General features: G+C 42.0%; 29 protein-coding genes. 21 read left to right on the top strand and 8 right to left on the bottom strand.

What is annotated here, in order from left to right:
• Positions 1-187: 187 nt before the first annotated feature.
• On the bottom strand, positions 188-820 hold the full coding sequence (locus KYJ26_RS19980) for a lytic transglycosylase domain-containing protein (protein ID WP_219169389.1): 633 nt from the start codon (positions 818-820) through the stop codon (positions 188-190).
• Positions 821-867: 47 nt separating this feature from the next.
• Positions 868-1,455 (bottom strand): CYTH domain-containing protein, encoded by a 588-nt coding sequence (locus tag KYJ26_RS19985; protein ID WP_219169391.1) that lies wholly within the window; start codon positions 1,453-1,455, stop codon positions 868-870.
• Between the two features lie 128 nt (positions 1,456-1,583).
• On the opposite strand from KYJ26_RS19985, the gene KYJ26_RS19990 reads away from it, so the two are divergent.
• The 4 genes from KYJ26_RS19990 to KYJ26_RS20005 are packed head-to-tail and all read left to right on the top strand — an operon-like array spanning position 1,584 to position 4,377.
• On the top strand, positions 1,584-1,958 hold the full coding sequence (locus KYJ26_RS19990) for a UPF0738 family protein (RefSeq protein ID WP_219169393.1): 375 nt from the start codon (positions 1,584-1,586) through the stop codon (positions 1,956-1,958).
• A 20-nt stretch (positions 1,959-1,978) separates the two neighbouring features.
• Positions 1,979-2,635: a GTP diphosphokinase gene (gene yjbM / locus KYJ26_RS19995; protein ID WP_219169395.1), complete on the top strand. Its 657-nt coding sequence runs from the start codon at positions 1,979-1,981 to the stop codon at positions 2,633-2,635.
• Positions 2,636-2,653: 18 nt separating this feature from the next.
• Positions 2,654-3,451: an NAD kinase gene (locus KYJ26_RS20000; RefSeq protein WP_060670229.1), complete on the top strand. Its 798-nt coding sequence runs from the start codon at positions 2,654-2,656 to the stop codon at positions 3,449-3,451.
• The gene (locus KYJ26_RS20005) at positions 3,451-4,377 is read left to right on the top strand and encodes an RluA family pseudouridine synthase (RefSeq protein ID WP_257475154.1); all 927 of its coding nucleotides are present in this window, start codon (positions 3,451-3,453) and stop codon (positions 4,375-4,377) included. The genes KYJ26_RS20000 and KYJ26_RS20005 overlap by 1 nt, the downstream gene beginning before the upstream one ends.
• Before the next feature lie 29 nt (positions 4,378-4,406).
• On the opposite strand, the gene prpE is transcribed toward KYJ26_RS20005, so the two are convergent.
• Positions 4,407-5,144, bottom strand: coding sequence for a bis(5'-nucleosyl)-tetraphosphatase PrpE (prpE, locus tag KYJ26_RS20010; RefSeq protein WP_219169397.1), 738 nt, complete (start codon positions 5,142-5,144; stop codon positions 4,407-4,409).
• A 278-nt stretch (positions 5,145-5,422) separates the two neighbouring features.
• Here prpE and mgtE point away from each other — a divergent pair, with 278 nt between their 5' ends.
• From mgtE to KYJ26_RS20035, 5 genes are all read left to right on the top strand, one after another.
• Positions 5,423-6,766, top strand: a complete 1,344-nt coding sequence (gene mgtE / locus KYJ26_RS20015) for a magnesium transporter (protein ID WP_257475156.1) — start codon at positions 5,423-5,425, stop codon at positions 6,764-6,766.
• A gap of 21 nt (positions 6,767-6,787) precedes the next feature.
• A complete protein-coding gene (locus tag KYJ26_RS20020) occupies positions 6,788-8,650 on the top strand; it encodes a monovalent cation:proton antiporter family protein (protein WP_219169401.1) in 1,863 nt (620 codons plus the stop codon).
• A 108-nt stretch (positions 8,651-8,758) separates the two neighbouring features.
• Positions 8,759-9,247, top strand: a complete 489-nt coding sequence (locus KYJ26_RS20025) for a DinB family protein (protein WP_219169403.1) — start codon at positions 8,759-8,761, stop codon at positions 9,245-9,247.
• Positions 9,248-9,327: 80 nt separating this feature from the next.
• On the top strand, positions 9,328-10,104 hold the full coding sequence (gene fabI / locus KYJ26_RS20030) for an enoyl-ACP reductase FabI (RefSeq protein WP_219169405.1): 777 nt from the start codon (positions 9,328-9,330) through the stop codon (positions 10,102-10,104).
• A 188-nt stretch (positions 10,105-10,292) separates the two neighbouring features.
• Positions 10,293-10,838, top strand: a complete 546-nt coding sequence (locus tag KYJ26_RS20035; RefSeq protein WP_219169407.1) for a CotO family spore coat protein — start codon at positions 10,293-10,295, stop codon at positions 10,836-10,838.
• A 53-nt stretch (positions 10,839-10,891) separates the two neighbouring features.
• Here KYJ26_RS20035 and KYJ26_RS20040 read toward each other — a convergent pair whose 3' ends face one another.
• Positions 10,892-11,386, bottom strand: coding sequence for a CotY/CotZ family spore coat protein (locus tag KYJ26_RS20040; protein WP_219169409.1), 495 nt, complete (start codon positions 11,384-11,386; stop codon positions 10,892-10,894).
• Between the two features lie 134 nt (positions 11,387-11,520).
• Between KYJ26_RS20040 and KYJ26_RS20045 the strand changes: the two genes are divergently transcribed.
• From KYJ26_RS20045 to KYJ26_RS20090, 10 genes are all read left to right on the top strand, one after another.
• The gene (locus tag KYJ26_RS20045; RefSeq protein ID WP_219169410.1) at positions 11,521-11,877 is read left to right on the top strand and encodes a DUF1360 domain-containing protein; all 357 of its coding nucleotides are present in this window, start codon (positions 11,521-11,523) and stop codon (positions 11,875-11,877) included.
• Between the two features lie 263 nt (positions 11,878-12,140).
• Complete coding sequence (locus KYJ26_RS20050; protein ID WP_219169411.1) at positions 12,141-12,608, top strand: sporulation protein; 468 nt, start codon at positions 12,141-12,143, stop codon at positions 12,606-12,608.
• Positions 12,609-12,616: 8 nt separating this feature from the next.
• Positions 12,617-13,093 (top strand): stage V sporulation protein AC, encoded by a 477-nt coding sequence (spoVAC, locus tag KYJ26_RS20055; protein ID WP_219169413.1) that lies wholly within the window; start codon positions 12,617-12,619, stop codon positions 13,091-13,093.
• Complete coding sequence (gene spoVAD, locus KYJ26_RS20060; protein ID WP_219169414.1) at positions 13,093-14,109, top strand: stage V sporulation protein AD; 1,017 nt, start codon at positions 13,093-13,095, stop codon at positions 14,107-14,109. The genes spoVAC and spoVAD overlap by 1 nt, the downstream gene beginning before the upstream one ends.
• Positions 14,110-14,131: 22 nt before the next feature.
• A complete protein-coding gene (gene spoVAE / locus KYJ26_RS20065) occupies positions 14,132-14,488 on the top strand; it encodes a stage V sporulation protein AE (RefSeq protein ID WP_219169416.1) in 357 nt (118 codons plus the stop codon).
• A gap of 15 nt (positions 14,489-14,503) precedes the next feature.
• Positions 14,504-15,196, top strand: coding sequence for a DUF421 domain-containing protein (locus tag KYJ26_RS20070; RefSeq protein ID WP_219169418.1), 693 nt, complete (start codon positions 14,504-14,506; stop codon positions 15,194-15,196).
• Positions 15,197-15,275: 79 nt separating this feature from the next.
• On the top strand, positions 15,276-15,392 hold the full coding sequence (locus KYJ26_RS20075; protein ID WP_082051146.1) for a YjcZ family sporulation protein: 117 nt from the start codon (positions 15,276-15,278) through the stop codon (positions 15,390-15,392).
• Between the two features lie 141 nt (positions 15,393-15,533).
• Complete coding sequence (spoVIF, locus tag KYJ26_RS20080; RefSeq protein WP_219169420.1) at positions 15,534-15,794, top strand: sporulation-specific transcription regulator SpoVIF; 261 nt, start codon at positions 15,534-15,536, stop codon at positions 15,792-15,794.
• Between the two features lie 170 nt (positions 15,795-15,964).
• Positions 15,965-16,243: a hypothetical protein gene (locus KYJ26_RS20085; protein ID WP_219169421.1), complete on the top strand. Its 279-nt coding sequence runs from the start codon at positions 15,965-15,967 to the stop codon at positions 16,241-16,243.
• A gap of 26 nt (positions 16,244-16,269) precedes the next feature.
• Positions 16,270-17,166: an MBL fold metallo-hydrolase gene (locus KYJ26_RS20090; RefSeq protein WP_219169423.1), complete on the top strand. Its 897-nt coding sequence runs from the start codon at positions 16,270-16,272 to the stop codon at positions 17,164-17,166.
• On the opposite strand, the gene KYJ26_RS20095 is transcribed toward KYJ26_RS20090, so the two are convergent.
• From KYJ26_RS20095 to KYJ26_RS20110, 4 genes are all read right to left on the bottom strand, one after another.
• Positions 17,163-17,837 carry a DUF421 domain-containing protein gene (locus tag KYJ26_RS20095; RefSeq protein WP_219169425.1) on the bottom strand — a complete coding sequence of 225 codons (675 nt, stop codon included), beginning with the start codon at positions 17,835-17,837 and terminating at the stop codon, positions 17,163-17,165. The two genes, KYJ26_RS20090 and KYJ26_RS20095, sit on opposite strands and share 4 nt — an antisense overlap.
• 116 nt (positions 17,838-17,953) lie before the next feature.
• Positions 17,954-18,376: a GNAT family N-acetyltransferase gene (locus tag KYJ26_RS20100; protein WP_219169427.1), complete on the bottom strand. Its 423-nt coding sequence runs from the start codon at positions 18,374-18,376 to the stop codon at positions 17,954-17,956.
• 1 nt (position 18,377) lies between these two features.
• Entirely contained in the window at positions 18,378-18,896 is a 519-nt protein-coding gene (locus KYJ26_RS20105; RefSeq protein WP_098352815.1) for a YjcG family protein, read from the bottom strand.
• 165 nt (positions 18,897-19,061) lie between these two features.
• Positions 19,062-19,787, bottom strand: a complete 726-nt coding sequence (locus KYJ26_RS20110) for an alpha/beta hydrolase (RefSeq protein WP_219169429.1) — start codon at positions 19,785-19,787, stop codon at positions 19,062-19,064.
• A gap of 150 nt (positions 19,788-19,937) precedes the next feature.
• Between KYJ26_RS20110 and KYJ26_RS20115 the strand changes: the two genes are divergently transcribed.
• A complete protein-coding gene (locus KYJ26_RS20115) occupies positions 19,938-20,492 on the top strand; it encodes a phosphatidylglycerophosphatase A family protein (RefSeq protein WP_219169431.1) in 555 nt (184 codons plus the stop codon).
• A 308-nt stretch (positions 20,493-20,800) separates the two neighbouring features.
• Positions 20,801-21,796, top strand: coding sequence for a TAXI family TRAP transporter solute-binding subunit (locus KYJ26_RS20120; RefSeq protein ID WP_219169433.1), 996 nt, complete (start codon positions 20,801-20,803; stop codon positions 21,794-21,796).
• The last annotated feature ends 59 nt before the right edge of the window (positions 21,797-21,855 follow it).

The following is a 21,855-nucleotide window of genomic DNA, read 5'->3' on the forward strand; positions in this document are numbered from 1 at the left end:
GGACAGGTGAGACCCCGCAGGCGCAGCCGAGGAGGCTCACCGCCAGCCCCGCGGAAAGCGAGCACCTGTAGCGGAAATCAACCGCCACTCGCTACATCTAAAAGCAACAATGTATATGAAAATAGCCAATAAAAAAGACAAAACCAGCCTCGGGTAGGGAGACCGGTCTTGTCCGTCTTAAGAAATGTTAAGCAAAATAACGATCCGTTACTTTTTTTACATATGCTGTGGTTTCTTTGAACGGCGGGATGCCGTTGTATTTATCAACGTTTCCTGGCCCAGCGTTATAAGCTGCCAGGGCAAGGTGGACATCTCCATTGTATTTATCGAGCATTTGCTTTAAGTACTTGGTGCCCGCAAATACATTTTCTTCAGGATCAAAGATGTTGGTGACTCCGAGGCCCCTGGCAGTACTCGGCATGAGCTGCATTAATCCAGTGGCTCCTGCAGGGCTGACGGCAGACGGGTTGAAATTGGACTCCTGTTTAATGACCGATTGAATCAGTTTTTTTGGGAGGCCATAGTGATCAGATGCCCGGGTGATGATCTCATCGATATCCTGAGGAGCTGTTAAGTTTGGCTTGTTCACAGTCGAAAGCTGATGGAGGCTTGTAGTCAGGGATAAAGCTGGATTTGATTGTAGTACCCCATTGACTGCCCCCAGCGTATTTACTGGAGATACGTTTGTATGAATGGCCTGAGTTAAAAGTTGTTGAAACAGATCACTTGATCCACCGGTTCCATTTTTAATAGAAGAAACTGAACCTAAGCTGTTCAGGGCTTGTAGCTCCATCATCGTTTTCAATGCTTGAACATTCATGTATAGGACTCCTTATTGCTTAAACTGATATTCTTGTAGTATATCGGTCAAGACTCATCTTGTTTTAATTTTTCCGTGTAAAAACGTTGTATTTTATTTTCTGTCACACGGAATGGAATTTGGTGCTGCTCCAGAAGGTCAAGGAATATGGCTTCACCTGAAGTGCGCTCTTTCACTTCATATTCGAGCTCGTAATCCTCTTTTTGTAAGTAAGAGCTTTTATCGAAAACAAGAAGTCCATCCCGATAGTCAATTTCAGCCCGAGTGGTTGATAGTGTCCCGAAGTGTTTTAACGAAATAGGTGAGATGGAAAGAGTGTTTAATGCTTCTTTGACCTCTCCTTCGGGAAATATTCCCTCTTGCAAAAGAGAATGTGTTTGATTTTTTGATAGGGGTTGGTTCGTTTCTAATAGATCTTCTTTTAAGGGGGTTTTTAATGTTAATGTGTACACTCCGCTTTTCTCCCGGATTCTGAGGGCGGATCTTTTCTCTTTTAATCCATAATCAGGTGTATCGAAATAATGGTTGTCCTGGGTGATGAAGTTCTCCTCTTCTATCTGAAAGTATGTTGTTAAGCGTGTGAATTCCTCCAGAGTAAGGAGATTCTTGAATTCTATTTCTATTTCCTGTGACATGACAAGCATCCTTTCTTATCAATCTCACTCTATTATCTCGTTAATAATAGGGAACTTCAATGTTTAGATGAAATGGTTGTCTTATGTTAAAATGATACTGATTGTTTAATGGAAGGATGAAGAAACGCATGAGGAAAATTGTTCAAATTCAACACACAACATATGAAAACGGTACATTACACTTACATACTGATCAGGAGGAGCTTATTCAAGGTACAACTGCAGCGGGTCAAATCATAGCAGACTCCGATCGCTATGCATTCGTATACTTAGTGGAAAATGCAGAGGAATATGTCTACTTATATTTGGAAGAGTCCATTTGGCCGGAATTGAAAAAGGCTCTCCATGAAAACGCGGAAGTGGTGGTGAAAAGTGAAAATACTTCCCTGGAATTAGATCGATTCGTTGAAGAACTTGACTATCTTGTAGGTAATATAGAAGGAAACGGGAACTACGGTGACGAAATGGTTAAAAAGGTAGAGAACGTATTTCTTGAAAAGTAGGCGCAAGAGAGGTGAGGGAAATGAATCACTGGGAACAATTTTTAGCTCCATACAAGCAAGCGGTTGATGAATTAAAGATTAAGCTTAAGGGGATGAGGGGAGAATATGAACTTCATAATACTCATTCTCCCATTGAGTTTGTGACAGGCAGAGTGAAGCCTATCGCAAGTATTCTTGATAAAGCTAATCAAAAAGGAATCAAACTATCTCATATTGAAACAGAAATGCAGGATATAGCAGGACTCAGAATGATGTGTCAATTCGTTGAGGATATCCATATTGTTGTGGAAAAACTACGCAGCCGCAATGACTTTAAAATCATTGAAGAAAGAGATTACGTAACCCACAAAAAACCTAGCGGGTATCGGTCCTATCATGTTGTCATTGATTATCCCGTCCAAACCATCCAGGGTGAAAAAAACATCCTGGTAGAAATTCAAATCAGGACGCTTTCTATGAATTTCTGGGCGACGATTGAGCACTCTTTGAACTATAAGTATAGTGGTCAAATTCCTGAACAAGTGCGTCTCCGGATCCAACGGGCTGCTGAAGCCGCCTTTAGGCTGGATGAGGAAATGAGCTTGATTCGGGAGGAGATTCAGGAAGCACAAGTCATTTTCACGAACAAAAAGGAGAAGGATCAGCGTAGGGGAAATTCTGAAGCAAAACAATCATGACAAGAAGGGGGTAAACGAATGAAGTTCGCGATTACATCAAAAGGTGATTCAAAATCCAATACGTTAATGCATAAAATGAGAACCTATCTACAGGATTTCAACTTAATTTATGATGATGATCAACCGGATATTGTCATTTCCGTCGGTGGGGATGGCACGCTTCTCTATGCATTCCACCGTTACAGATCGAGGCTTGATAAAACGGCTTTTGTCGGTGTACATACGGGTCACCTCGGCTTTTATGCCGACTGGGTGCCCGAGGAGATCGAGAAACTCGTCATTGCAATTGCTAAGACTCCCTATCAGATCATTGAATACCCGCTGCTGGAAACGATCATCCGTTATCAGCATGGCGGAAAGGAAACACGCTATCTTGCTTTGAATGAGTCGACCGTCAAGAGCGTCGAAGGAACCCTTGTCATGGATGTGGAAATCAGAGGGCAGCATTTTGAACGATTCAGGGGAGATGGTCTTTGTCTTTCGACTCCATCAGGCAGTACAGCTTATAATAAGGCTCTTGGAGGTGCGATCATACACCCGTCTTTACCCGCCATCCAATTCGCTGAAATGGCGTCGATTAATAATCGGGTTTTCCGAACCATCGGATCACCTCTTATTTTACCAGCGCATCATACATGCATGTTAAAGCCCGTGAATGGGCCGGATTTCCTCGTGACAATCGATCACCTTTCACTTCTTCATAAAGATGTAAAGAGCATTCAGTATCGTGTCGCGGATGAGAAGATTCGTTTTGCCCGCTTCCGTCCTTTCCCATTCTGGAAACGGGTGCATGATTCGTTTGTAGCGGATGAATAATGGCTAATGGTAAGATGAAGAATTATACGCTCCAATGGACAATTCCTTCAGACTATGAAGGAAAGTTGATGAGAGAGTTTCTTATCGATCAGCAGATTTCAAAGCGGACCCTGACAGCAGTCAAGTTTGATGGAGGAAGCATCACTGTCAATGGGAATGAAGAGAATGTGCGTTACTCCTTATCAACTGGGGATATACTTGAAGTGCGATTTCCAGAAGAGAAGCCGAGTCAAGCGTTAGTCGCGGAAGAAATACCTTTGTCAATTGTTTATGAAGACAATGATGTCCTCGTCGTTGATAAGCCTTCGGGAATGAAGACCATTCCAACTAAAGATGAACCGACAGGAAGCTTGGCAAATGCCATCTTAGGTTTGTTTGTTCAAAAGGGTATTTCATCAACGGTACATATCGTTACCCGATTGGATAAAGACACATCGGGACTTGTTTTAGTTGCAAAGCACCGGCACGTTCATCATCTTTTCAGCCTTCAGCAGAAGGGCAGGGAAATCAAAAGGACCTATGAAGCCCTTGCTGAAGGTGTGATGAACGGATTTGGAATGATTGAAGAGCCGATCGGACGGAAATCAGACAGTATCATTGAAAGAGAAGTGAGAGCAGACGGTCAGTATGCCTTGACCCATTACAGGGTGGAAGAACAGTTCCGTGATTTTGCCCACATCGAGTTAAGACCCGAAACCGGCAGAACCCATCAAATCCGGGTCCATATGTCATCGATCGGACACCCCCTGGTTGGAGATGATTTATATGGTGGGGGTTTAATGCTGATGGGAAGACAGGCTCTTCATTGCAGAAGTTTACACTTTTTTCATCCTGTTGAGAAAACCTGGATGACCTTTTTGGTCCCTATGCCTTTTGATATGAGGGCGGTGCTTGATAATGAAAAAAAGAGATCCTTTTCAGATTGACTGATAGGATCTCTTTTTTTATGAATGTTTCAATCTAAGTCCCTGAATTTCTCCACCACCAAAGGCATGTCAGAAGCTACACTCACTACCTCGATTTCGGGGTATCTTAAAGCGGTAAGCTTTCCACCGAACACAGCTCCTGTATCAATATTAACCGTTTTGTTCACCATACGGGCTTCTTTCACGGGTGTGTGACCGTACACAATCCAGGCATCTCCTTTATAGTCACGTGCCCAATCCTTCCTGACAGGTGTACCGTCTTCATTCTTTTCCCCGGTGATATCACCGTATAGGACAAACGTTTTGACACGATCATTCTGCTTACCGATTAATTCTTCCTTAATGCCGGCATGAGCTATGATCAGTCTGCCCTCATCCAATACATGATACAATGGGGATCGCTTATACAATTCCAGGAACATTTTCCTGTATTGATCCCTTTCCGTTTGCGGCAGGGCACTTAATTCCGCCACGGTAGTTTCAAGGCCGTGAAGGATCTTGACGTTGTTGCCTAAGAAATAGCGGTACAGTTTATTACAATGGTTACCGGGGACATAATAGGCTGATCCTGTCTGAAGTAATTTGTAGACTGTGGATATCGTTTGAAGTGAATGGTGTCCACGGTCAGTAAGGTCACCCACGAAGCCAAGATTCCTCCCTTCCGGATGAACAGGAAGGCCGGTGGTCCAGACATATCCAAGCTTTTTGGTCAAAGCCCGAAACTCTTCATAACAACCATGAATATCACCGATGATATCAATCTTCATCTCTATCCCACTTCCTTTGATGCCTTTTTTCTTTTCTTTTCCCGTATTTTATGACATATTAATGTTTCAGTATACATATTCTGAGTTTCGTCACTCAATAGATAGTATGACATGATAAATGGAAGGAATACATACATGGTTATTATTTCTTGAGAGACAATCGTCTCGAGATTTGCTAGTATTATTACGACCATATAGTTATGAAGGAGGGTTATATGATGTCTGAAATTACCCAAGATCAAGAAAGAGATAGAGATAGGGATAAGCAGGAAAGAGAGATGTATGATGAAGACCTACTCATTAGAGCCCTTCAAGACGAAGATCTGGATCTTTTCCGTTCAGAATTTGTGCAGTTACACTCTTATGATCAAGCGAAATTTTTCTCTAAAATAGATGAAGATTTAAGAAATCGTTTATACCATTATCTTTCACCGGAAGAAATGGCAGAGCTTTTTGAAAGCCTTGATATTGATGAAGAGGACTATCAGGATATTTTAGCTGAGATGAATCCTACATATGCGGCTGAAATGCTTTCCAATATGTATGCCGATGACGCGGTTGATGTATTGAATGAGCTGGATAAAGATCAGGTTGTCAGTTATTTGACGATCATGGATGATGAATCAGCGAAAGAAATAAAAGAATTACTCCACTATGAAGAGTACACAGCAGGAAGTATCATGACCACTGAGTTCGTGGCCATCTCGAAAAATCAAACAGTCCGTTCAGCCATGTATATATTGAAAAATGAAGCACCTAATGCTGAAACGATTTACTATATCTATGTAGTGGATGATGATAAAAAGCTAGTAGGGGTCATTTCCCTTAGAGATTTGATCATCAGCCACGATGATGTCATGATCGGGGAAATTATGAGTGGTCGTGTCATGTCTGTGGGGGTCAGTGAAGATCAGGAAGCAGTCGCACGGCAAATGAAGGATTATGACTTCCTTGCCCTGCCTGTTGTTGATTTTCAACAGCATCTTCTAGGAATCATAACAGTTGATGATATCATGGACGTTATGGAAGAAGAGGCATCCGACGATTACTCCAAACTTGCGGGTATCGCCGATTTGGATTCCATTGACCGAAGCCCTATAAATGCTGCCAAAAAGCGTCTTCCTTGGCTGATCGCCTTATTATTCCTCGGTATGTTTACAGCAAGCCTCATCGGACGGTTTGAAGATACGTTGGATAAAGTGGCCATTCTTGCCGTGTTCATCCCATTGATAGCCGGTATGGCTGGAAATACGGGGACTCAGGCACTGGCAGTCGCCGTTCGTGGGATTGCGACTGGGGACCTTGAAAAGGAAAACAAGATGTCCCTTGTCATTCGTGAAGCGGGTACCGGGCTTATTACAGGTACGACTTGCGGAATTGTAGTCAGTATTGTTGTGTATGTGTGGAAGGGTGAATTCTTCCTTGGGATCCTCGTTGGGGTATCCGTATTGATCTCTTTATTCGTTGCGACACTTGCAGGTACATTAGTACCCCTTCTTATGCACAAGCTAAAAGTGGACCCGGCCGTCGCTTCCGGTCCTTTTATTACGACGATCAATGATATAATAAGCATTTTAATTTATTTTGGATTAGCGACAATGTTTATGAATTACCTAATATAGAGAGAAGAGGGGGAGGAATGAATGGAACAACATGCATCCGTTTCATCGCTTGTCATCGTTATTCTGGTAGCTTTTTTAACTCCCATATTGCTACATCGATTCAAATTGAATTTTATCCCGGTTGTCATCGCAGAGATCATTATGGGATTGGTTATAGGAAAGAGCGGTTTTAATCTCGTCCATCAAGATATGTGGTTGGAAACCTTGTCTACCCTGGGGTTTATCTTCCTCATGTTCTTAAGCGGTCTTGAAATTGATTTTACCGCATTTTCAGGCAGGAAAAAGAAAAAAGAAATGTTACCTAATGGAAAAGAAGAACCAAATCGACTAAAATTGGCTATCATCATTTTTATCGGTATTTTCTTTGTATCACTTGGACTGTCTTATCTATTTGTCCTATTCGGACTCATTGATAATGCATTCCTTATGACGTTGATCATTTCGACGATTTCACTTGGTGTTGTCGTTCCGACGCTTAAAGAAGCCCATATCATGAAAAGTGCCATTGGGCAGATCATTTTACTCGTAGCAGTCATTGCAGACCTCGTAACGATGATCCTGCTTGCTGTGTTCGTGTCACTTTACGGGGAAGGGCACGGGAATATGTGGCTTCTTCTGATTCTCTTCGGTGTCGGGTTGATGTTGTACTTCCTTGCGAAGAGATTGAAGAACAACACCTTCATTAAAAGTTTATCGACAGGGACCGTTCAAATCGGTACACGGGCAGTCTTTACACTAATCATGCTGCTTGTGGCGGTTTCTGAAACGGTGGGAGCGGAAAACATCCTGGGAGCGTTTTTAGCAGGTGTGCTTGTATCCTTGCTTGCACCAAATCAGGAAATGGTCCATAAGCTTGATTCCTTTGGATATGGATTCTTAATTCCGATTTTCTTCGTGATGATCGGGGTGGAGCTGGATCTTGGGTCCCTGCTTAGTGATAAGAAGATGCTGTTACTGATTCCGTTATTGGTACTGGCATTCCTTGTTTCGAAGATCATCCCTGTCTACTTATTGAGGTATTGGTATGATACAAAAACTACGATTGCTTCCGCATTTTTGCTTACCTCAACCTTATCATTGGTGATTGCAGCAGCGAAAATCGCAGAAAGAATCGAAATCATTACTGCTCAAATGAGTGGGACACTTATCCTGGTCGCCGTGATCACATGTATCATTACACCGATCATCTTCAAGAAGCTTTTCCCGAGGGAAAGTGCAAAAGAGAAGAAGCTGAAGATTACGTTCCTTGGAGCCAATCAGTTAACGATGCCCGTATCAAGGGAACTTCAGTCATCTCTGTATGAGCCTGTCCTGTACCACACGAAACAGGATAAATCGGATCGAAGCATCGCCGATTCCCTGTTCACCATCAATGAAATTGATGATTATGAACTGGGTACGCTTGAAGAAAAGAATATCTTCGAATCAGATATCCTTGTGATTTCCACAGGTGATGAAGAATTGAACGCAACACTTGCAGTGACGGCTAAAGAGTATGGTGTAAACCGGGTGATTGTAAGGGTGGAAAGCCCTGATCTGCATGAAAGTCTACGTGAGCAGGATATTGAGGTTTACTCCGTATTCTTATCAACAAAAGCTTTGTTGCGGGCTCTCATCGAATCACCGTCCGTCATGAGCATCCTGACAAACCAGGAAACATCCCTATACGAAATCCGAATGTTAAACAGTCAGTTTGAGGGCATGACGCTCAGGAAGTTCCCATTCACGGGAGATGTCATCTTTGTCCGTATCTTCAGAGGAAAAGATTCCATCGTTCCCCACGGGGATACCGAACTTCACATGAACGACCGCCTCATTGTCACAGGCAGCAAAGAGTATGTGGATGAACTTAAACGAGAATTAGAATTCTGTGAATACTGCTAATGCATAATCCACTTCCCAAGAGAATATTTTCTTGGGAAGTTTTATTTTACAGAGGAGTTTTTACTTACATCACCTAATAGTAATATAAGGAATAATAAGGAGGAATGAATGATGTGGGAAAAGAGAATTATGGAAATCAGGGAAAAGGTAAGGGAAAGCCTCGAAGGATTATCATTTGCAAAACTGAATGAAAAACCTTCGCCAGAGGAATGGAGCATCGCACAGATTGTTCTTCATTTGGCCGGCGCAGAAACACGCTTTTTGACCTTGGCACTGGATTCAGCTGAAAGTCATTCGGGCAGGAGCGAAACGGATGTTGATTTATCCGTATTTGATGACCCGGCACAAAAATTAAAAGCACCGATCGAGCCCTCTACCAATAAACAAAGCAGGGAAGATTTATTGAAAGAACTTGATGAGTCACGATCCCTCACGACCCAATTTCTAATGAACTATACAAAAGAGGGATTAGATCGCCAATCGATGAATCATCATCGCTTCGGGAAGATGCCGATCTGGCAGGTTCTTGAGCTACTCGGTAAACATGAACAAAGACATTTGCAACAAATTGAAGATGTGAAAAAGAGAATAGGATAGGAATCTTCTTTTCTTTTTAACGGGTTTGAGTTAGAATTAGTAGTAGGTACTAATAACATGTATTAATTAGGAGGATAATAATGACTCTTTCATTAAAAGGAAAAACATATGTGGTAATGGGAGTTGCAAATAAGCGCAGTATCGCTTGGGGAATCGCCCGTTCTTTGCACCAATCCGGTGCACGTTTAATCTTTACATATGCAGGTGAGCGTTTTGAGAAGGGTGTCAGGGACCTTGCAGAAACACTTGAAGGCGGAGAAGATTCACTTGTGCTGCCATGTGATGTGACAAGTGATGCAGATATTGAAAAATGCTTTGCGACAATCAAGGAGGAAGTGGGTGTCATTCATGGTCTGGCCCACTGTATCGCGTTCGCAAACAAAGAAGAACTTGCAGGAGATTATATGAATACGACAAGAGACGGCTTCCTGCTTGCTCACAATATCAGCTCTTACTCCCTGACGGCGGTGGCCAAAGTGGCGAAGGACCTTATGACAGAGGGTGGAAGCATCGTCAGCATGACGTACCTTGGTGGAGAGAGGGTCATGCAAAACTATAACGTGATGGGTGTAGCGAAAGCTTCTCTTGAAGCAAGTGTGAAATATCTTGCGAGTGATCTTGGGAAACATGGTATCCGTGTAAATGCCATTTCTGCCGGCCCGATCCGTACGCTGTCAGCGAAAGGTGTGGGAGACTTCAACAGTATTTTGAAAGAAATAGAAGAGCGTGCTCCACTTCGCCGTAATACGACTCAGGAAGAAGTCGGGGATACGGCAGTGTTCCTGTTCAGTGATTACTCTAGGGGGATCACCGGGGAGAATCTACACGTGGATTCTGGGTATCACGTGTTAGGTTAATAGCATATTTAAAGGGCTGGGGAATTTACTTTCCTGGTCCTTTTTTTATTCTTCAGTCAAATCAGAAGGCACTTCCTCATTTATTCATCATTAACGTTGTGAATTCGTGAGGATTTTTAGGTAATAACGAAACCCCTGGGCGCCTTTTGCATACATATAAAAGTGGAGAACAATTAGGAGGTGTCTTAGTGAGAACAGAGAAAAAAGCGGGGAAGGAACCTTTGCTATATATTAACCAGCCAAGATTAGATGAGGTGAAAGGCAATATGCAGGTGACTTACCGTTCACCCAAGAAGCCGCAGACCAAAACTCAACCTGAGAACCAGATTTCATCAGCCACTGAACAGCTGGAAGCATCCGAGAGACAAGAGAGACAGGAAGAGAAATACTTTGACGAGCAATTATATATTCACCATGAAGATCAGGTGGAAGGAGCTAAAGTCGAAGCGGTAAAATCGATTCCTCAACCTCCCGAACGCAAAACGGCGGCCGCTACTTTTAGGAAATTGAAACCTTTCCGAGAGCTGTCGATCGAAGAAAAAATAGACTACATTTCGGAGAGCATCTACGGAAAGGTACCTTTTCCTTGTGAATTCTCAAATGGTCGGATATCAGTCAAGGGTGTCATGCTCAATGATGATGGTGATACTATAACTGTAAAGAGCTTTCAAGGTGAAGAAGTGAAAATGAAAAAGAATGAGGTTGTATCCATTAAAATGATCGGCCTTCAATAAAAAAAAGAGCCAGGCGGGATACCCGGCTGGCTTTTTATCTAGACTTTAAAGGATCAGTCTTCGCATTCCAAGAATACGTGTACGTCTTTGATACATTGAATGGCACAGAAGCAATCCAGGTCAACTGTAATACATTCTCCTGTAAATATCCATTCAGTGTTGTTGCCCATGGTTTCCATTTCAGAACCAGAACCTGATCTTGAACCTGATTTAGAACCAGTCGTATCTGCATAGTCAGGCTTCAGCACTTGAAGAGTCGCACAGCAGTTATCGAATACTTCTTTCACCCGGAAAAATGGTGATTTCCAAGGGCATCCTTTGATATGCGCTTTAAAAGTCTCACCGTTTTTAAGATACAATTTGAAGATACGAGTATTCAAACGGTTAGTAGGACTCACCATTGAACCAAGTGGCTCAAGGAAACAATCGTTTTTACAATCGTTACACTCTTGATTTGCTTCGTCTTGGATATCTTTTATAGCACGGACGGCTTGACATACGCAACCACGATCTTTTGAACTTTTGTCTTTATCTCTTCCGCAACCCATATAGAAGTTCCTCCTTAAAATGAATTTCATTTACATTACTAACATATTGTCATGTAGGCAATTAGGTAACGGACATCTGCCCTCTTTTGGAAATTTGGGCTTGGATAATTTGAAATGTGAAGGGAGTTTTTTCATTGCAGCTGACTTTAGTGGAGTTGATTGCCCTTGGTTTAGCCGTCTTTCGACTGACCCATCTGATTGTATTGGATAAGATTACGGAGTTTCTAAGAGCGCCATTCTTTGATGAATCTATTGAAGTGGAAGAGAACGGTGAGGAAGCCATTTATCTTACACCTAAAAAAGGTGGCTTAAAGGGTTTTATAGGAGAGTTATTATCCTGTTACTGGTGTACCGGAATTTGGGCATCCTGCTTTCTATATGGTGGGTTTTTCTTCTTTCCATTGTATTTCAACCCTCTCATCACCCTTTTAGCTGTAGCCGGGGTTGCGGCTATTTTAGAAGCGGCCGTCCAAAGTTGGAAAACTGATTGAAGACGTAGGTAATTAGTGGAAACAAGCTAGGGTTTCTTCACATATACTGAAAAGGGAAACAGGGTAAAGGAGGAAATGAAAAGTGAAGAAAACCTCTGGAAATACGAAGAAACAAGGAAACTCATCCACTAAGAAAAAAGGATGCGGTTGTGGATCGAAAGTGAAAAAAAGCTAAGACTGCTCAAACTGGGCAGTCTTTTTTTCATAAAAAATGACTTTATGAAAAAAATAATGGGTGAGTACAAAAAAATGAGGGATATAGCATGAACAAGAATTCAATCATCATTCCACTTGCTTTATGTGTGTTGATCGGATGCGCTAATAAAGAAGATGGAAGCGACAGCAAGATAGCTCTTATGAAAAAAACCAATCCGCCGCCGATCGAATTAGTGGATAATCCTGAAACTGACAGCTACGGTCATGCCATTAAAAGGGAAATTTCCAAAATGGAGGAACTCTATGATGTGGCTGTCATCCAGGGAAAAGAAGAAACGCTGGTTGTATACAAAGTAAAACATCTTCACCGATTTAAAATGAAAAAGATCGAAAAGAAAATGGATCACTATCTGGAAGATAAATATCCTAAGGAAGATTTCATTTTATCCAGTGATTATAAAATCTTCCTCGAAACCATCCGCTTAAAGGAAAAGCTAAAAATCGGCTCGATTTCAAAGAAGGATGCCGAAACCAGGTTTCAGGAAATCGTGAAGCTTCAGAAAGAAAAAACGTAATAGGAGGGATGTTTGTGGGGAAAACACCTAAAACACCTGAACAGAAGAAGTATGAGCAGTTAGAAAAACAATATGAAACGAAGCGGCCCCTCCTTAAAAATGTATTAAAAGCATTCTTTGTCGGAGGCTTCATCTGTTTGATCGGACAGGCAATCACGTATGTGTATATTTATTTTTTTAATTTCACAGAGCAGACAGCAGGAAATCCTACGGTTGCTACAATGGTGTTTTTGGCCATGCTTCTGACGGGCTTCGGCGTTTATGACCATATCGGGCAATTTGGCGGCGCAGGCAGTGCGGTACCAGTAACTGGATTCGGGAACGCCGTGATTTCTGCAGCGATTGAGCATCGAACAGAAGGCCTCGTCCTCGGAGTTGGAGGAAATATCTTTAAACTGGCCGGTTCAGTCATTGTCTTTGGAGTGTTCTCAGCCTTTGTCGTTGCCTTGATCAAAACGATATTAATACAATTGGGGGTGATCTGATGCTGAAAGGTAAAAGGTCATGGGTGTTCTCATCAAATCCGGCAATCCTTTCAACAGGGGTTGTCGGCGGTCCTTTTGAAAAGAAGGGGAATCTTACTGCAGATTTTGACCAGTTTTATGATGATACTTGGATGGGGCAGGACACATACGAAAAAGCCAATCGAACTCTCATTGAGGATGCTGTTCAGATTGCCTTGGAGAAACAATCTCTTCAAAAGAGTGATATTCAATTTTTCTTGACTGGGGACCTGATCAATCAAATCACTCCTTCAAGCTTTGCTGCAAGAACAAATGGTATTCCATATTTCGGTTTGTTCGGAGCGTGTTCAACTTCCATGGAAGGCCTCGCTCTTTCAGCATTTTTAGTTAATTATCATGGAGCTCATCACGTGGTCACTGGAGCATCCAGTCACAATTCAGCAACCGAGAAGCAGTTTCGCTATCCTACCGAGTATGGTGGACAGAAGCCGCCTACAGCACAGTGGACCGTAACGGGAGCGGGTTATGCCGTGGTCGGCGAGGGTGCATTGGTCACCATTCCTACTCCAAGGGTTACGTCTGCCACCATCGGTAAAGTCATGGATATGGGTTTGAAAGACCCATTCAACATGGGAGGGGCGATGGCACCTGCAGCAGTGGACACGATAGCAGGTCATTTTCAGGATCTGGACAGAGATCCCTCCTATTACGATCTCATCATTACAGGGGATCTGGCGAAAATCGGGAGGCAAACAGCTCTTGAAATGCTGAAGCAAAAAGGCTACATGCTAAGCGACCAGCAATTTCAAGATTGCGGGATGCTGATATACGGGGAAAACCAGCCGGTCCAATCAGGGGCAAGCGGGCCTGGGTGTTCGGCTACCGTCCTTTACGGTCATTTATTGAATGAAATGAAGAAAGGTACCTATAAACGTATCCTGGTCATAGCGACAGGAGCATTATTATCACCCCTGACATTTCAGCAGGGCGAATCGATCCCTTGTATTGCTCATGCGGTTTCGATCGAATATTTGTAGGGCTTTTAAAGGAGGTTACAAAGTGTTAGCGATGTTTTTTTGGGCTTTTACGATAGGCGGTATCATCTGTGTAATCGGTCAATTACTGTTTGATGTAGCGAAATTAACCCCGGCTCACACGTTAAGTCTGCTCGTTGTTTCAGGCGCCATCCTCTCAGGGTTGGGACTTTACGAGCCTTTGATTGATTTTGCCGGGGCGGGAGCGACCATTCCGATTACGAGCTTCGGGAATGCACTTGTAAATGGGGCCATGCAGGAATCACAGGAACATGGGCTTGTCGGGGTACTTACTGGTATGTTCGAAGTCACAAGCTCAGGGATTTCTTCTGCTATCATATTCGGATTCATTGGAGCGCTTTTGTTTAAACCAAAGGGATGATTGAGGTGAGAATAGATGCCTGAATACTTACAGGTGGCATTACGCAGTATTTTTATCCTGCTTTCCTTGTTTGCCATCACCAAATTGTTAGGCAAGAAGCAGCTATCTAAATTATCCTTTTTTGAATATATCACAGGAATCACAGTGGGAAGCATTGCCGGAACGCTCTCAATGGACTTGAACCTGCCCTTAAGTGAAGGGTTGATGAGTATATTATTATGGTTTGCTTTTCCCCTGCTGTTTTCCTACCTATCCCTGAAGAGCATCCGCTTTAGAAGATTTGCTGAAGGGAAGCCGGCTGTATTCATAAAGGATGGAAATATCGATGAAAAGGCATTAAAAAAAGAAAAATATTCTGTAGATGAACTTTTGGAACAATTAAGGAAAAAAGACGTGTTCAGGGCAGCCGATGTAGAATTTGCATCACTTGATACAAATGGGGATTTAAGTGTCTTATTGAAAAAAGAAAAACAGCCTCTTGTTCGAGAAGATGTATTTGGAATATCACAAAAATCCACCCCACCACAAGCTGTAATTACAGATGGAAAAGTCGATCAAAAAGCGCTGTCCGAAGTAGGATTCCCCCTGCCATGGTTAGTGAAAGAATTATCAAAAAGGAAACTGAAGATAGAGTCCATCTTTCTGGCACAGTTAGATTCTGAAGGCAACCTGACCTTTGATCTGTATGATTGGACAAACACACAATAAAATATCCAATAGCCCATACGTTATCCTCACTTTGTACATATGTTATAAGAGACTAAAGGTAAAAGAGAGGTGAAATTATATGTATGGATATGGATACGGTGGCTGTGGATATGGCGGCGGCGGTTATGGTTCGACATTTGTATTGATCGTTGTGCTTTTCATTCTCTTGATTATCGTTGGAGCTAGCTTCTGTTAGAAAGGGGTACAAAAGGCAGAATCCTTAAGTTGAATGGATTTTGTCTTTTTGTTTTGTCCGAAAGGATATTATTTCATTTTAAATTCACGCTCCTGGGTTTTTGACATAAGATGCTTATAGTTAAAAGGAGGCGTGATGAAAATGAATAATAACTTTTTTAAGAATTTAGAGAAGAAGACAGGCGTTAACATGAACGAAGTGTTGGAGCTTGCTAACTCATTACAAAATGCGAACTTTAAAGATGAAGCAACGGTCAGAAGCGTCATCAAGCGTGTATCTAAAATTGCAAATAAACCTGTGAACAAGGAAATGGAAGATAAAATTGTCCAATCGATCGTCAACGACGGAAAGCAATTGGACTTCAGCACAATTTCCAATATGTTAAACAAGGGAAAGAAATAAAATAATCCTCACAAAGATAAGAAGAATGGACATAAAGAAACGTGAACTCACGTATTTTATGTTAATTCTTCTTTCTTTTTGATCGGAACTCATGTGTGGCTTTGAAGTTATGCGTCCACACGTTTCTCAAAATCCCAAATTGGGTACATAAAACCAAGGAGGTCATAACAATGGGATACATTGCGCCAATTCCTCACTATCAGTATAAACAATATCAGGAAAGAGATATGAAAGTTGATAAACACCCGTTCAGCTTTTTCCCCATACAGCCCATCAAACCACTGAAAAACAAATCACAAACCAACCCTGAAGCAACAGAAACCCGTTATGGAGACCATCATTCAAATCAACATGAAAATTCATACCAGCCAACTTTCAAAGCACCCATCCCTTCAAGTTTATTGGCTAAACTAACAGGAAAAGGGAATCACATTAACGAATATGTTTAGGGAACCGATTCTTTGGAGGTATGATCGTGAAACTTCAGAAATTCACAGAACATTGCTTTGCATTTACCGGTGCCGTTAATATCGGTTATTGTATGAAAGGGGGAAAGGGGCTTTTGATCGACAGCGGATTGGATGATTCATCCATGAAGAAGGTGATCAGGATATTGGAGGATGAAGGACATCCTCTTGATTATTGTGTGATCACCCATGCCCATGCCGATCATTTCGGAGGTGCCTGTCATCTTAAGAAAAAGTACAGCATACCAGTGTATGCCCCTAAATTGGAAAAAGCAATAATGGAGAATCCTATTTTGGAACCCATTTATTTATTCAATGGTGCGGTTCCTATACAAGATTTACGCAATAAATTCCTAGAAGGACAGGCAGTAGAGGTGGAAGGGGAGCTCATGGCTGGAAAGAACACCATTGGTCCGTTCACCTTTGATGTCATTGACTTACCGGGGCATTCGTATAGTCAGGCTGGACTTCTGGTCGAGGGTATTTTATATGCAGCAGATAGTTATTTTGGAAGTGAAACGTTAAAGAAGCACGTGATCCCCTTTATTGTAGATGCGGACCAAACATTGGATTCATTAGAAAAACTCCTTCACATCTCATGTGAAGGAGCGATCCCCGGGCATGGAAGCTTCGAAGAGAATTTAACTAAAACGGTGAAGGAAAATATGGATCTTCACGAAGAAAGATTGAACTCTCTATTAGCCTTGGTAAATGAAAGTCCAAACGGAGAGACATTCGACCGAATCTTTAGAAGATATTTGGACCTCGTCGGCATCTACGTAGCGAATGTGGGGCAGTGGCTACTGTTCAGAACATCGGTGACAGCCTATCTTACAAGCCTTGAACGCAAGAAACTTCTGTCATTTTCAATCGAAAAAAATGAACTCATGATCAATCCACTTTAATACCCTTGAACCAATAAGGTTTTTCCATCCTCCCATTCGGCGTAAAGGACGTCCTTGGAGGAGGGGAAGCCTTGTTTTTTTAATTCATTCATCAACCAAGCTTCTTCTTGCCCGGCAAGGGTCAAATTATCATAAACAATTTCCCCATCGACGATCAATGAAAGGGGGAGGGTGGCCGACTGGATGGGTAGTTGAAGATCCTGACGTTGTACCATGTCATAAAGAGGCTTCCGAATGACGCTCAACGTGCCATCTGATTCCAAAAGGGCATATTCACATTCTCTAACAGCGAATACATCCTTTGCCCGGAGTAAATGCTGAAGCTGATTCAAATCCAGATGATTCTTCTTCAGTTCATTATAATTTATTTTGCCTTTATTAATGATTAATGATGGAGTTCCTTCAAGCATATGTCGAAAACGCCTTGATTTCTGAGTGAAGTATTCCGTAATGAAGATCAAACTACCCCATATCGAGATGGCAGCAAGAATTTGAAACACGGTTGTTTCCCCGTCATAGAGGGAGTTCCCAACTAGTTCCCCAAGAATTAAAGCGGAAATGAAATCAAAAGCTGATATTTGAGTGATTTGTGTTTTTCCCAGGATTTTTGTCAAGATGAGCAATGCGAAATATCCAACGATCAATTCAATGGCTATAGATTTGATTTCCATGGATTCTCCCCCTTTCCATACACTTCTCCATTATCGACGAGAGCAGTTCTGAATATACGAAGAAAGAAATAAAAAAGAACATGAAATCTGGTTCAGAAACCAGATTTCATGTTCTTTTAAATATGTTTGCTCATTGTTTTATGAGGGATGCCTGCGTCAAGGAATTCATCGGATGTAACTTCATAGCCCAATCCTTCATAAAAAGGGATAGCGTAGGTTTGAGCGTTTAATTTCAATTGTGATAATGGCTGATTCTTTGCATATTCTTCAATACCGAGCATCAGTTCACGACCTGCACCTTTTCCCCTCATGTTTTTCAGGACGCAGATTCTTTCTACTTTGCCCATCCCGTCTAGAATACGGAATCGGCCGGCACCGACAGCGTTGTTTTGTTCATATAAAATGAAGTGAATGGAGTCATTCTCATGTTCATCAATCTCTTCTTCAAGGGGAACCTGCTGCTCTTCTACAAAAACGGTTTTTCTAATAGTAAAAACATCTTGGATCTGTTCTTCTGTGTTAGCAACTACAACGTTCACGTTATTCTTCCTTTCCTAATCGGAATGTTTCGTAAACGGTCCAGGAGCCATTTTCTAACTGATACAACAAGTGAAATCGGTCGATTGTTTCTTCATGATCGATTCCAAGCATGCTCAGTGATCCAAAGATGTCCGAATGCTCATCATTTGAAAGTTTCTGGGCAATGGTGATATGAGGAACGAAAGCGAATTCCGGCTCGTCACCCATGAAATTCTGATTATGCATATCATCGTGCAACCCTTGCAGTTCAGGCTTAGACTCAACTTTGAAATAAATGACGTTATTCACAGGTTGAAAGGAGCTTACTTTATACACTTTTAAATTGAATGGATCGTATTTTTTTGAAATCGCGGAAAGTTTCCCGGCAATATCTTTGATTTGATCATCATCTGCGCTAAAGACGTTTTTTAATGTCAAATGTGGCGGGACCAATGCATAATGAGGATCATAGCGTTTCCTGTAAGAGTTCGCGATATCTTGTAGCTTTTTCGATGGGAAAATGACTATACCATAATTCATTTTCTTCAATCCTCCTCTATTTAACTATCATTGTAATAAGTACAGTATAGCAAATTTTTCAAAAATTTAATATAGGGCGAACGAAAGAGGAATGATGTGATTCCAGAGTGTTGACGTTCATAGGCGGCAAGGGTTGTCCCCTCGCCGGCTAGAAAGTCATCCTGATCAGCTGAACATCATTTTGACAGCGCGTTTTAAATCTGGCTGCCAATACTTCCATGTATGATCTCCGTCGAATTCATCGTAGAAAGAAGAGAACCCTTTGCTGTCGAATAATTCATGAAGCTGTCTGTTGGGTTGTAAAAAGTCCTTTATCTTCCCGTCAGTCGTCTTCACTTCGGTTTCCCCTTGGCCTATGATGTGGTAGATGCTTAGAAGATGAGGCTGTGTGAACCCTTCCACTGCATCCAGTACTTTCTCATCGACAAAAGGTGATTGAAGGAGAACCTTGCCAAATGTATGAGGGTATTTCAATGCGGTCATAAGCGACACCGTTGCTCCCAATGAATCTCCAACAAGGGCACGCCCCATACCCATATGATAGGTCGGATAATGCTCATCTAAATAAGGAACCAATTCATGTGCCAGAAAGCGGATATAAGCATCATTTTCCTCACCATGGGGGTGGTATTTCCTTCTTCGATCCTCAACGTCTTTATACGGTACCCCCACAATGATCATATTTTCAATTTCCCTGTTTGAAAGCAGTTCATCCGCGAGTCGCGGGATCCTTCCCAGTTGGAAGTAATCTTTCCCATCCTGAGCGATGAGCAGGGAATATTTATAAAGAGGAGAGAATGTTGCAGGCAAATAAACAAGCATCTTCATCTCCTCATTCAGTTCTTTACTAAAGAGGGTTAATTCGGTTACGTTTCCTCTTGCGGTTGTCATGACGATAGCCTCCTATAATCAGTGTTAACGTTTACAGGAAGATTGTATCATAATCTCTTACATAATACCCGAAAGCGAATTCCGATACGAATATTCAAAAAAGTGTTATAATTTTAATAGGAAAGTGTTTGTATAGAGAGGGGATTTAATATGAATAAACCTGTTCATTCAAAAGATGTGACCAAAGCTGCATTAAAAAGGCTTAAGGATCGTGGTGTTTCCATAGAGGATATAGCCGATATCGTCTATGAAATGCAGTATCCATATAATACTGATCTCCATATGGAAGATTGCATTGATAGCGTGAAAAAAGTGTTGTTAAAAAGAGAGATTCAGCATGCCATTCTGGTAGGAGTCGAATTGGATCAGCTTGCGGAGGAGAAAAGACTTTCAGAGCCCCTTCAATCAATTGTCGAAATGGATGAAGGACTGTTTGGAGTTGACGAGACCATTGCACTGGGAGCAGCCTTGGGATATGGAAGCATTGCCGTTACGACGTTCGGTCATCTGGATAAGAATAAAATCGGTATCATCAGGGAGTTGGATACGAAAAAAGGGAATGGTGTACATACCTTTTTGGATGATATTGTAGCGAGCATCGCTGCCAATGCATCTTCAAGGATTGCTCATACTCAAAGGGACCTGGAAGAAAATATTTCTGAAGAAGATAAGCTGAAGTTTGAGGACGAGGAATTGATCGGCTGAAACAAACACCTGATATATAACAGAAGGGACTGATGGATGCTCATACATCATCAGTCCTTTTTGTGAGGACAAATTTACGTCTCAGAAGAAAAGAAGTTGCATTAAATGGAAACGCTTTATACATTCCCTATGCATTTCCGTGCTCTTTGCCTTAGCCCCGGGTAAGGGTTTCGGCTGACTGGGGAATGATTCTAGAAGGGTTTTTATGAAAAATGTTAAAACTTTATGTATTTGATTTGACAAGATTGTTACAGGCTGTGTTACAATTATTTCGTTAACGTATAAAATTTAATAGGGGGAATTAGAATATGAAAAAACGCAGTTTATTTCTAAGCACTGCACTACTTCTAGTTCTATCTGTCATTCTTGCTGCTTGCGGCGGCGGATCAGGTGGAGGTTCATCATCTGATGGTGAAGGAAACAAAGAGGTTGACTTCATTGGTATTGCTACAGGTGGAACAGGGGGTACATATTACCCGTTAGGCGGAACATTCGCTAAGATTATCGAGGATGAAACAGGAATCAAGTCCTCAGCATCCACTTCAGGTGCATCTGCTGAGAATATGGCCGCTGTGAAAGACGGCAAAACTGAAATCGCTTTTACACAAACGGATATTGCTTCTTATGCTTCTGAAGGAACGGAAATGTTCAAGGATAACAAGGTGGAGAACGCAAGAGGTATCGCGACTCTTTATCCAGAAACAATCCAAATCGTTACAACGAAGGATTCTGGTATCAAATCAGTGGAAGACCTTAAAGGGAAAGTCGTTTCAGTTGGTGAAGCCGGTTCAGGTACACTATTGAATGCAACTCAGATCCTGGAAGTACACGGAATCAAACTGGAAGACTTAGAAGCTCGTAACCTATCATTCGATGATTCAACTACTGGTATTCAGGATGGTACAATCGATGCGGCGTTCATCACGTCTGGTACTCCGACTGGAGCGGTCGAAGGATTGGCTGCGACAGAAGACATCGCGATCGTACCTGTCGAGTCAGACAAAGTCAACGAGTTGATTGAGAAGTACCCTTACTATTCTGAAGATGAAATCCCTGCAGGAACGTACAGTAAAGTGGACGATGCCGTGACAACCGTGGCAGTTCGTGCCATGTTAGTGACAAACGCTGATATTTCAGAAGATGTCATTTATGATGTAACAAAAGCCATTTTTGAAAACACAGATCAAATCACCCACGCTAAAGGTAAGTTGATTAAGGCGGAAGACGGCCTTAAAGGTATGGGAATCGAATTACACCCTGGTGCAAAGAAATACTTTGATGAAAAAGGAATTTCAATGGAATAGGTTCACACCAGAAGATGAACAAAGGGATAGGCCGCTTACGGTCTATTCTTTTGTTTTGG

Origin of the sequence: Rossellomorea orangium, from assembly GCF_019334305.1 — a bacterium.
Classification (GTDB): domain Bacteria; phylum Bacillota; class Bacilli; order Bacillales; family Bacillaceae_B; genus Rossellomorea.

What these genes read in the sequence shown, in the direction of transcription:
- KYJ26_RS19980 (WP_219169389.1), bottom strand. Translation starts at nt 820, where the DNA reads ATGAATGTTCAAGCATTGAAAACGATGATGGAGCTACAAGCCCTGAAC.
- KYJ26_RS19985 (WP_219169391.1), bottom strand. Translation starts at nt 1,455, where the DNA reads ATGTCACAGGAAATAGAAATAGAATTCAAGAATCTCCTTACTCTGGAG.
- KYJ26_RS19990 (WP_219169393.1), top strand. Translation starts at nt 1,584, where the DNA reads ATGAGGAAAATTGTTCAAATTCAACACACAACATATGAAAACGGTACA.
- yjbM (WP_219169395.1), top strand. Translation starts at nt 1,979, where the DNA reads ATGAATCACTGGGAACAATTTTTAGCTCCATACAAGCAAGCGGTTGAT.
- KYJ26_RS20000 (WP_060670229.1), top strand. Translation starts at nt 2,654, where the DNA reads ATGAAGTTCGCGATTACATCAAAAGGTGATTCAAAATCCAATACGTTA.
- KYJ26_RS20005 (WP_257475154.1), top strand. Translation starts at nt 3,451, where the DNA reads ATGGCTAATGGTAAGATGAAGAATTATACGCTCCAATGGACAATTCCT.
- prpE (WP_219169397.1), bottom strand. Translation starts at nt 5,144, where the DNA reads ATGAAGATTGATATCATCGGTGATATTCATGGTTGTTATGAAGAGTTT.
- mgtE (WP_257475156.1), top strand. Translation starts at nt 5,423, where the DNA reads ATGTATGATGAAGACCTACTCATTAGAGCCCTTCAAGACGAAGATCTG.
- KYJ26_RS20020 (WP_219169401.1), top strand. Translation starts at nt 6,788, where the DNA reads ATGGAACAACATGCATCCGTTTCATCGCTTGTCATCGTTATTCTGGTA.
- KYJ26_RS20025 (WP_219169403.1), top strand. Translation starts at nt 8,759, where the DNA reads ATGATGTGGGAAAAGAGAATTATGGAAATCAGGGAAAAGGTAAGGGAA.
- fabI (WP_219169405.1), top strand. Translation starts at nt 9,328, where the DNA reads ATGACTCTTTCATTAAAAGGAAAAACATATGTGGTAATGGGAGTTGCA.
- KYJ26_RS20040 (WP_219169409.1), bottom strand. Translation starts at nt 11,386, where the DNA reads ATGGGTTGCGGAAGAGATAAAGACAAAAGTTCAAAAGATCGTGGTTGC.
- KYJ26_RS20050 (WP_219169411.1), top strand. Translation starts at nt 12,141, where the DNA reads ATGAACAAGAATTCAATCATCATTCCACTTGCTTTATGTGTGTTGATC.
- spoVAC (WP_219169413.1), top strand. Translation starts at nt 12,617, where the DNA reads ATGTTTGTGGGGAAAACACCTAAAACACCTGAACAGAAGAAGTATGAG.
- spoVAD (WP_219169414.1), top strand. Translation starts at nt 13,093, where the DNA reads ATGCTGAAAGGTAAAAGGTCATGGGTGTTCTCATCAAATCCGGCAATC.
- KYJ26_RS20070 (WP_219169418.1), top strand. Translation starts at nt 14,504, where the DNA reads ATGCCTGAATACTTACAGGTGGCATTACGCAGTATTTTTATCCTGCTT.
- KYJ26_RS20075 (WP_082051146.1), top strand. Translation starts at nt 15,276, where the DNA reads ATGTATGGATATGGATACGGTGGCTGTGGATATGGCGGCGGCGGTTAT.
- spoVIF (WP_219169420.1), top strand. Translation starts at nt 15,534, where the DNA reads ATGAATAATAACTTTTTTAAGAATTTAGAGAAGAAGACAGGCGTTAAC.
- KYJ26_RS20085 (WP_219169421.1), top strand. Translation starts at nt 15,965, where the DNA reads ATGGGATACATTGCGCCAATTCCTCACTATCAGTATAAACAATATCAG.
- KYJ26_RS20095 (WP_219169425.1), bottom strand. Translation starts at nt 17,837, where the DNA reads ATGGAAATCAAATCTATAGCCATTGAATTGATCGTTGGATATTTCGCA.
- KYJ26_RS20105 (WP_098352815.1), bottom strand. Translation starts at nt 18,896, where the DNA reads ATGAATTATGGTATAGTCATTTTCCCATCGAAAAAGCTACAAGATATC.
- KYJ26_RS20110 (WP_219169429.1), bottom strand. Translation starts at nt 19,787, where the DNA reads ATGACAACCGCAAGAGGAAACGTAACCGAATTAACCCTCTTTAGTAAA.
- KYJ26_RS20115 (WP_219169431.1), top strand. Translation starts at nt 19,938, where the DNA reads ATGAATAAACCTGTTCATTCAAAAGATGTGACCAAAGCTGCATTAAAA.
- KYJ26_RS20120 (WP_219169433.1), top strand. Translation starts at nt 20,801, where the DNA reads ATGAAAAAACGCAGTTTATTTCTAAGCACTGCACTACTTCTAGTTCTA.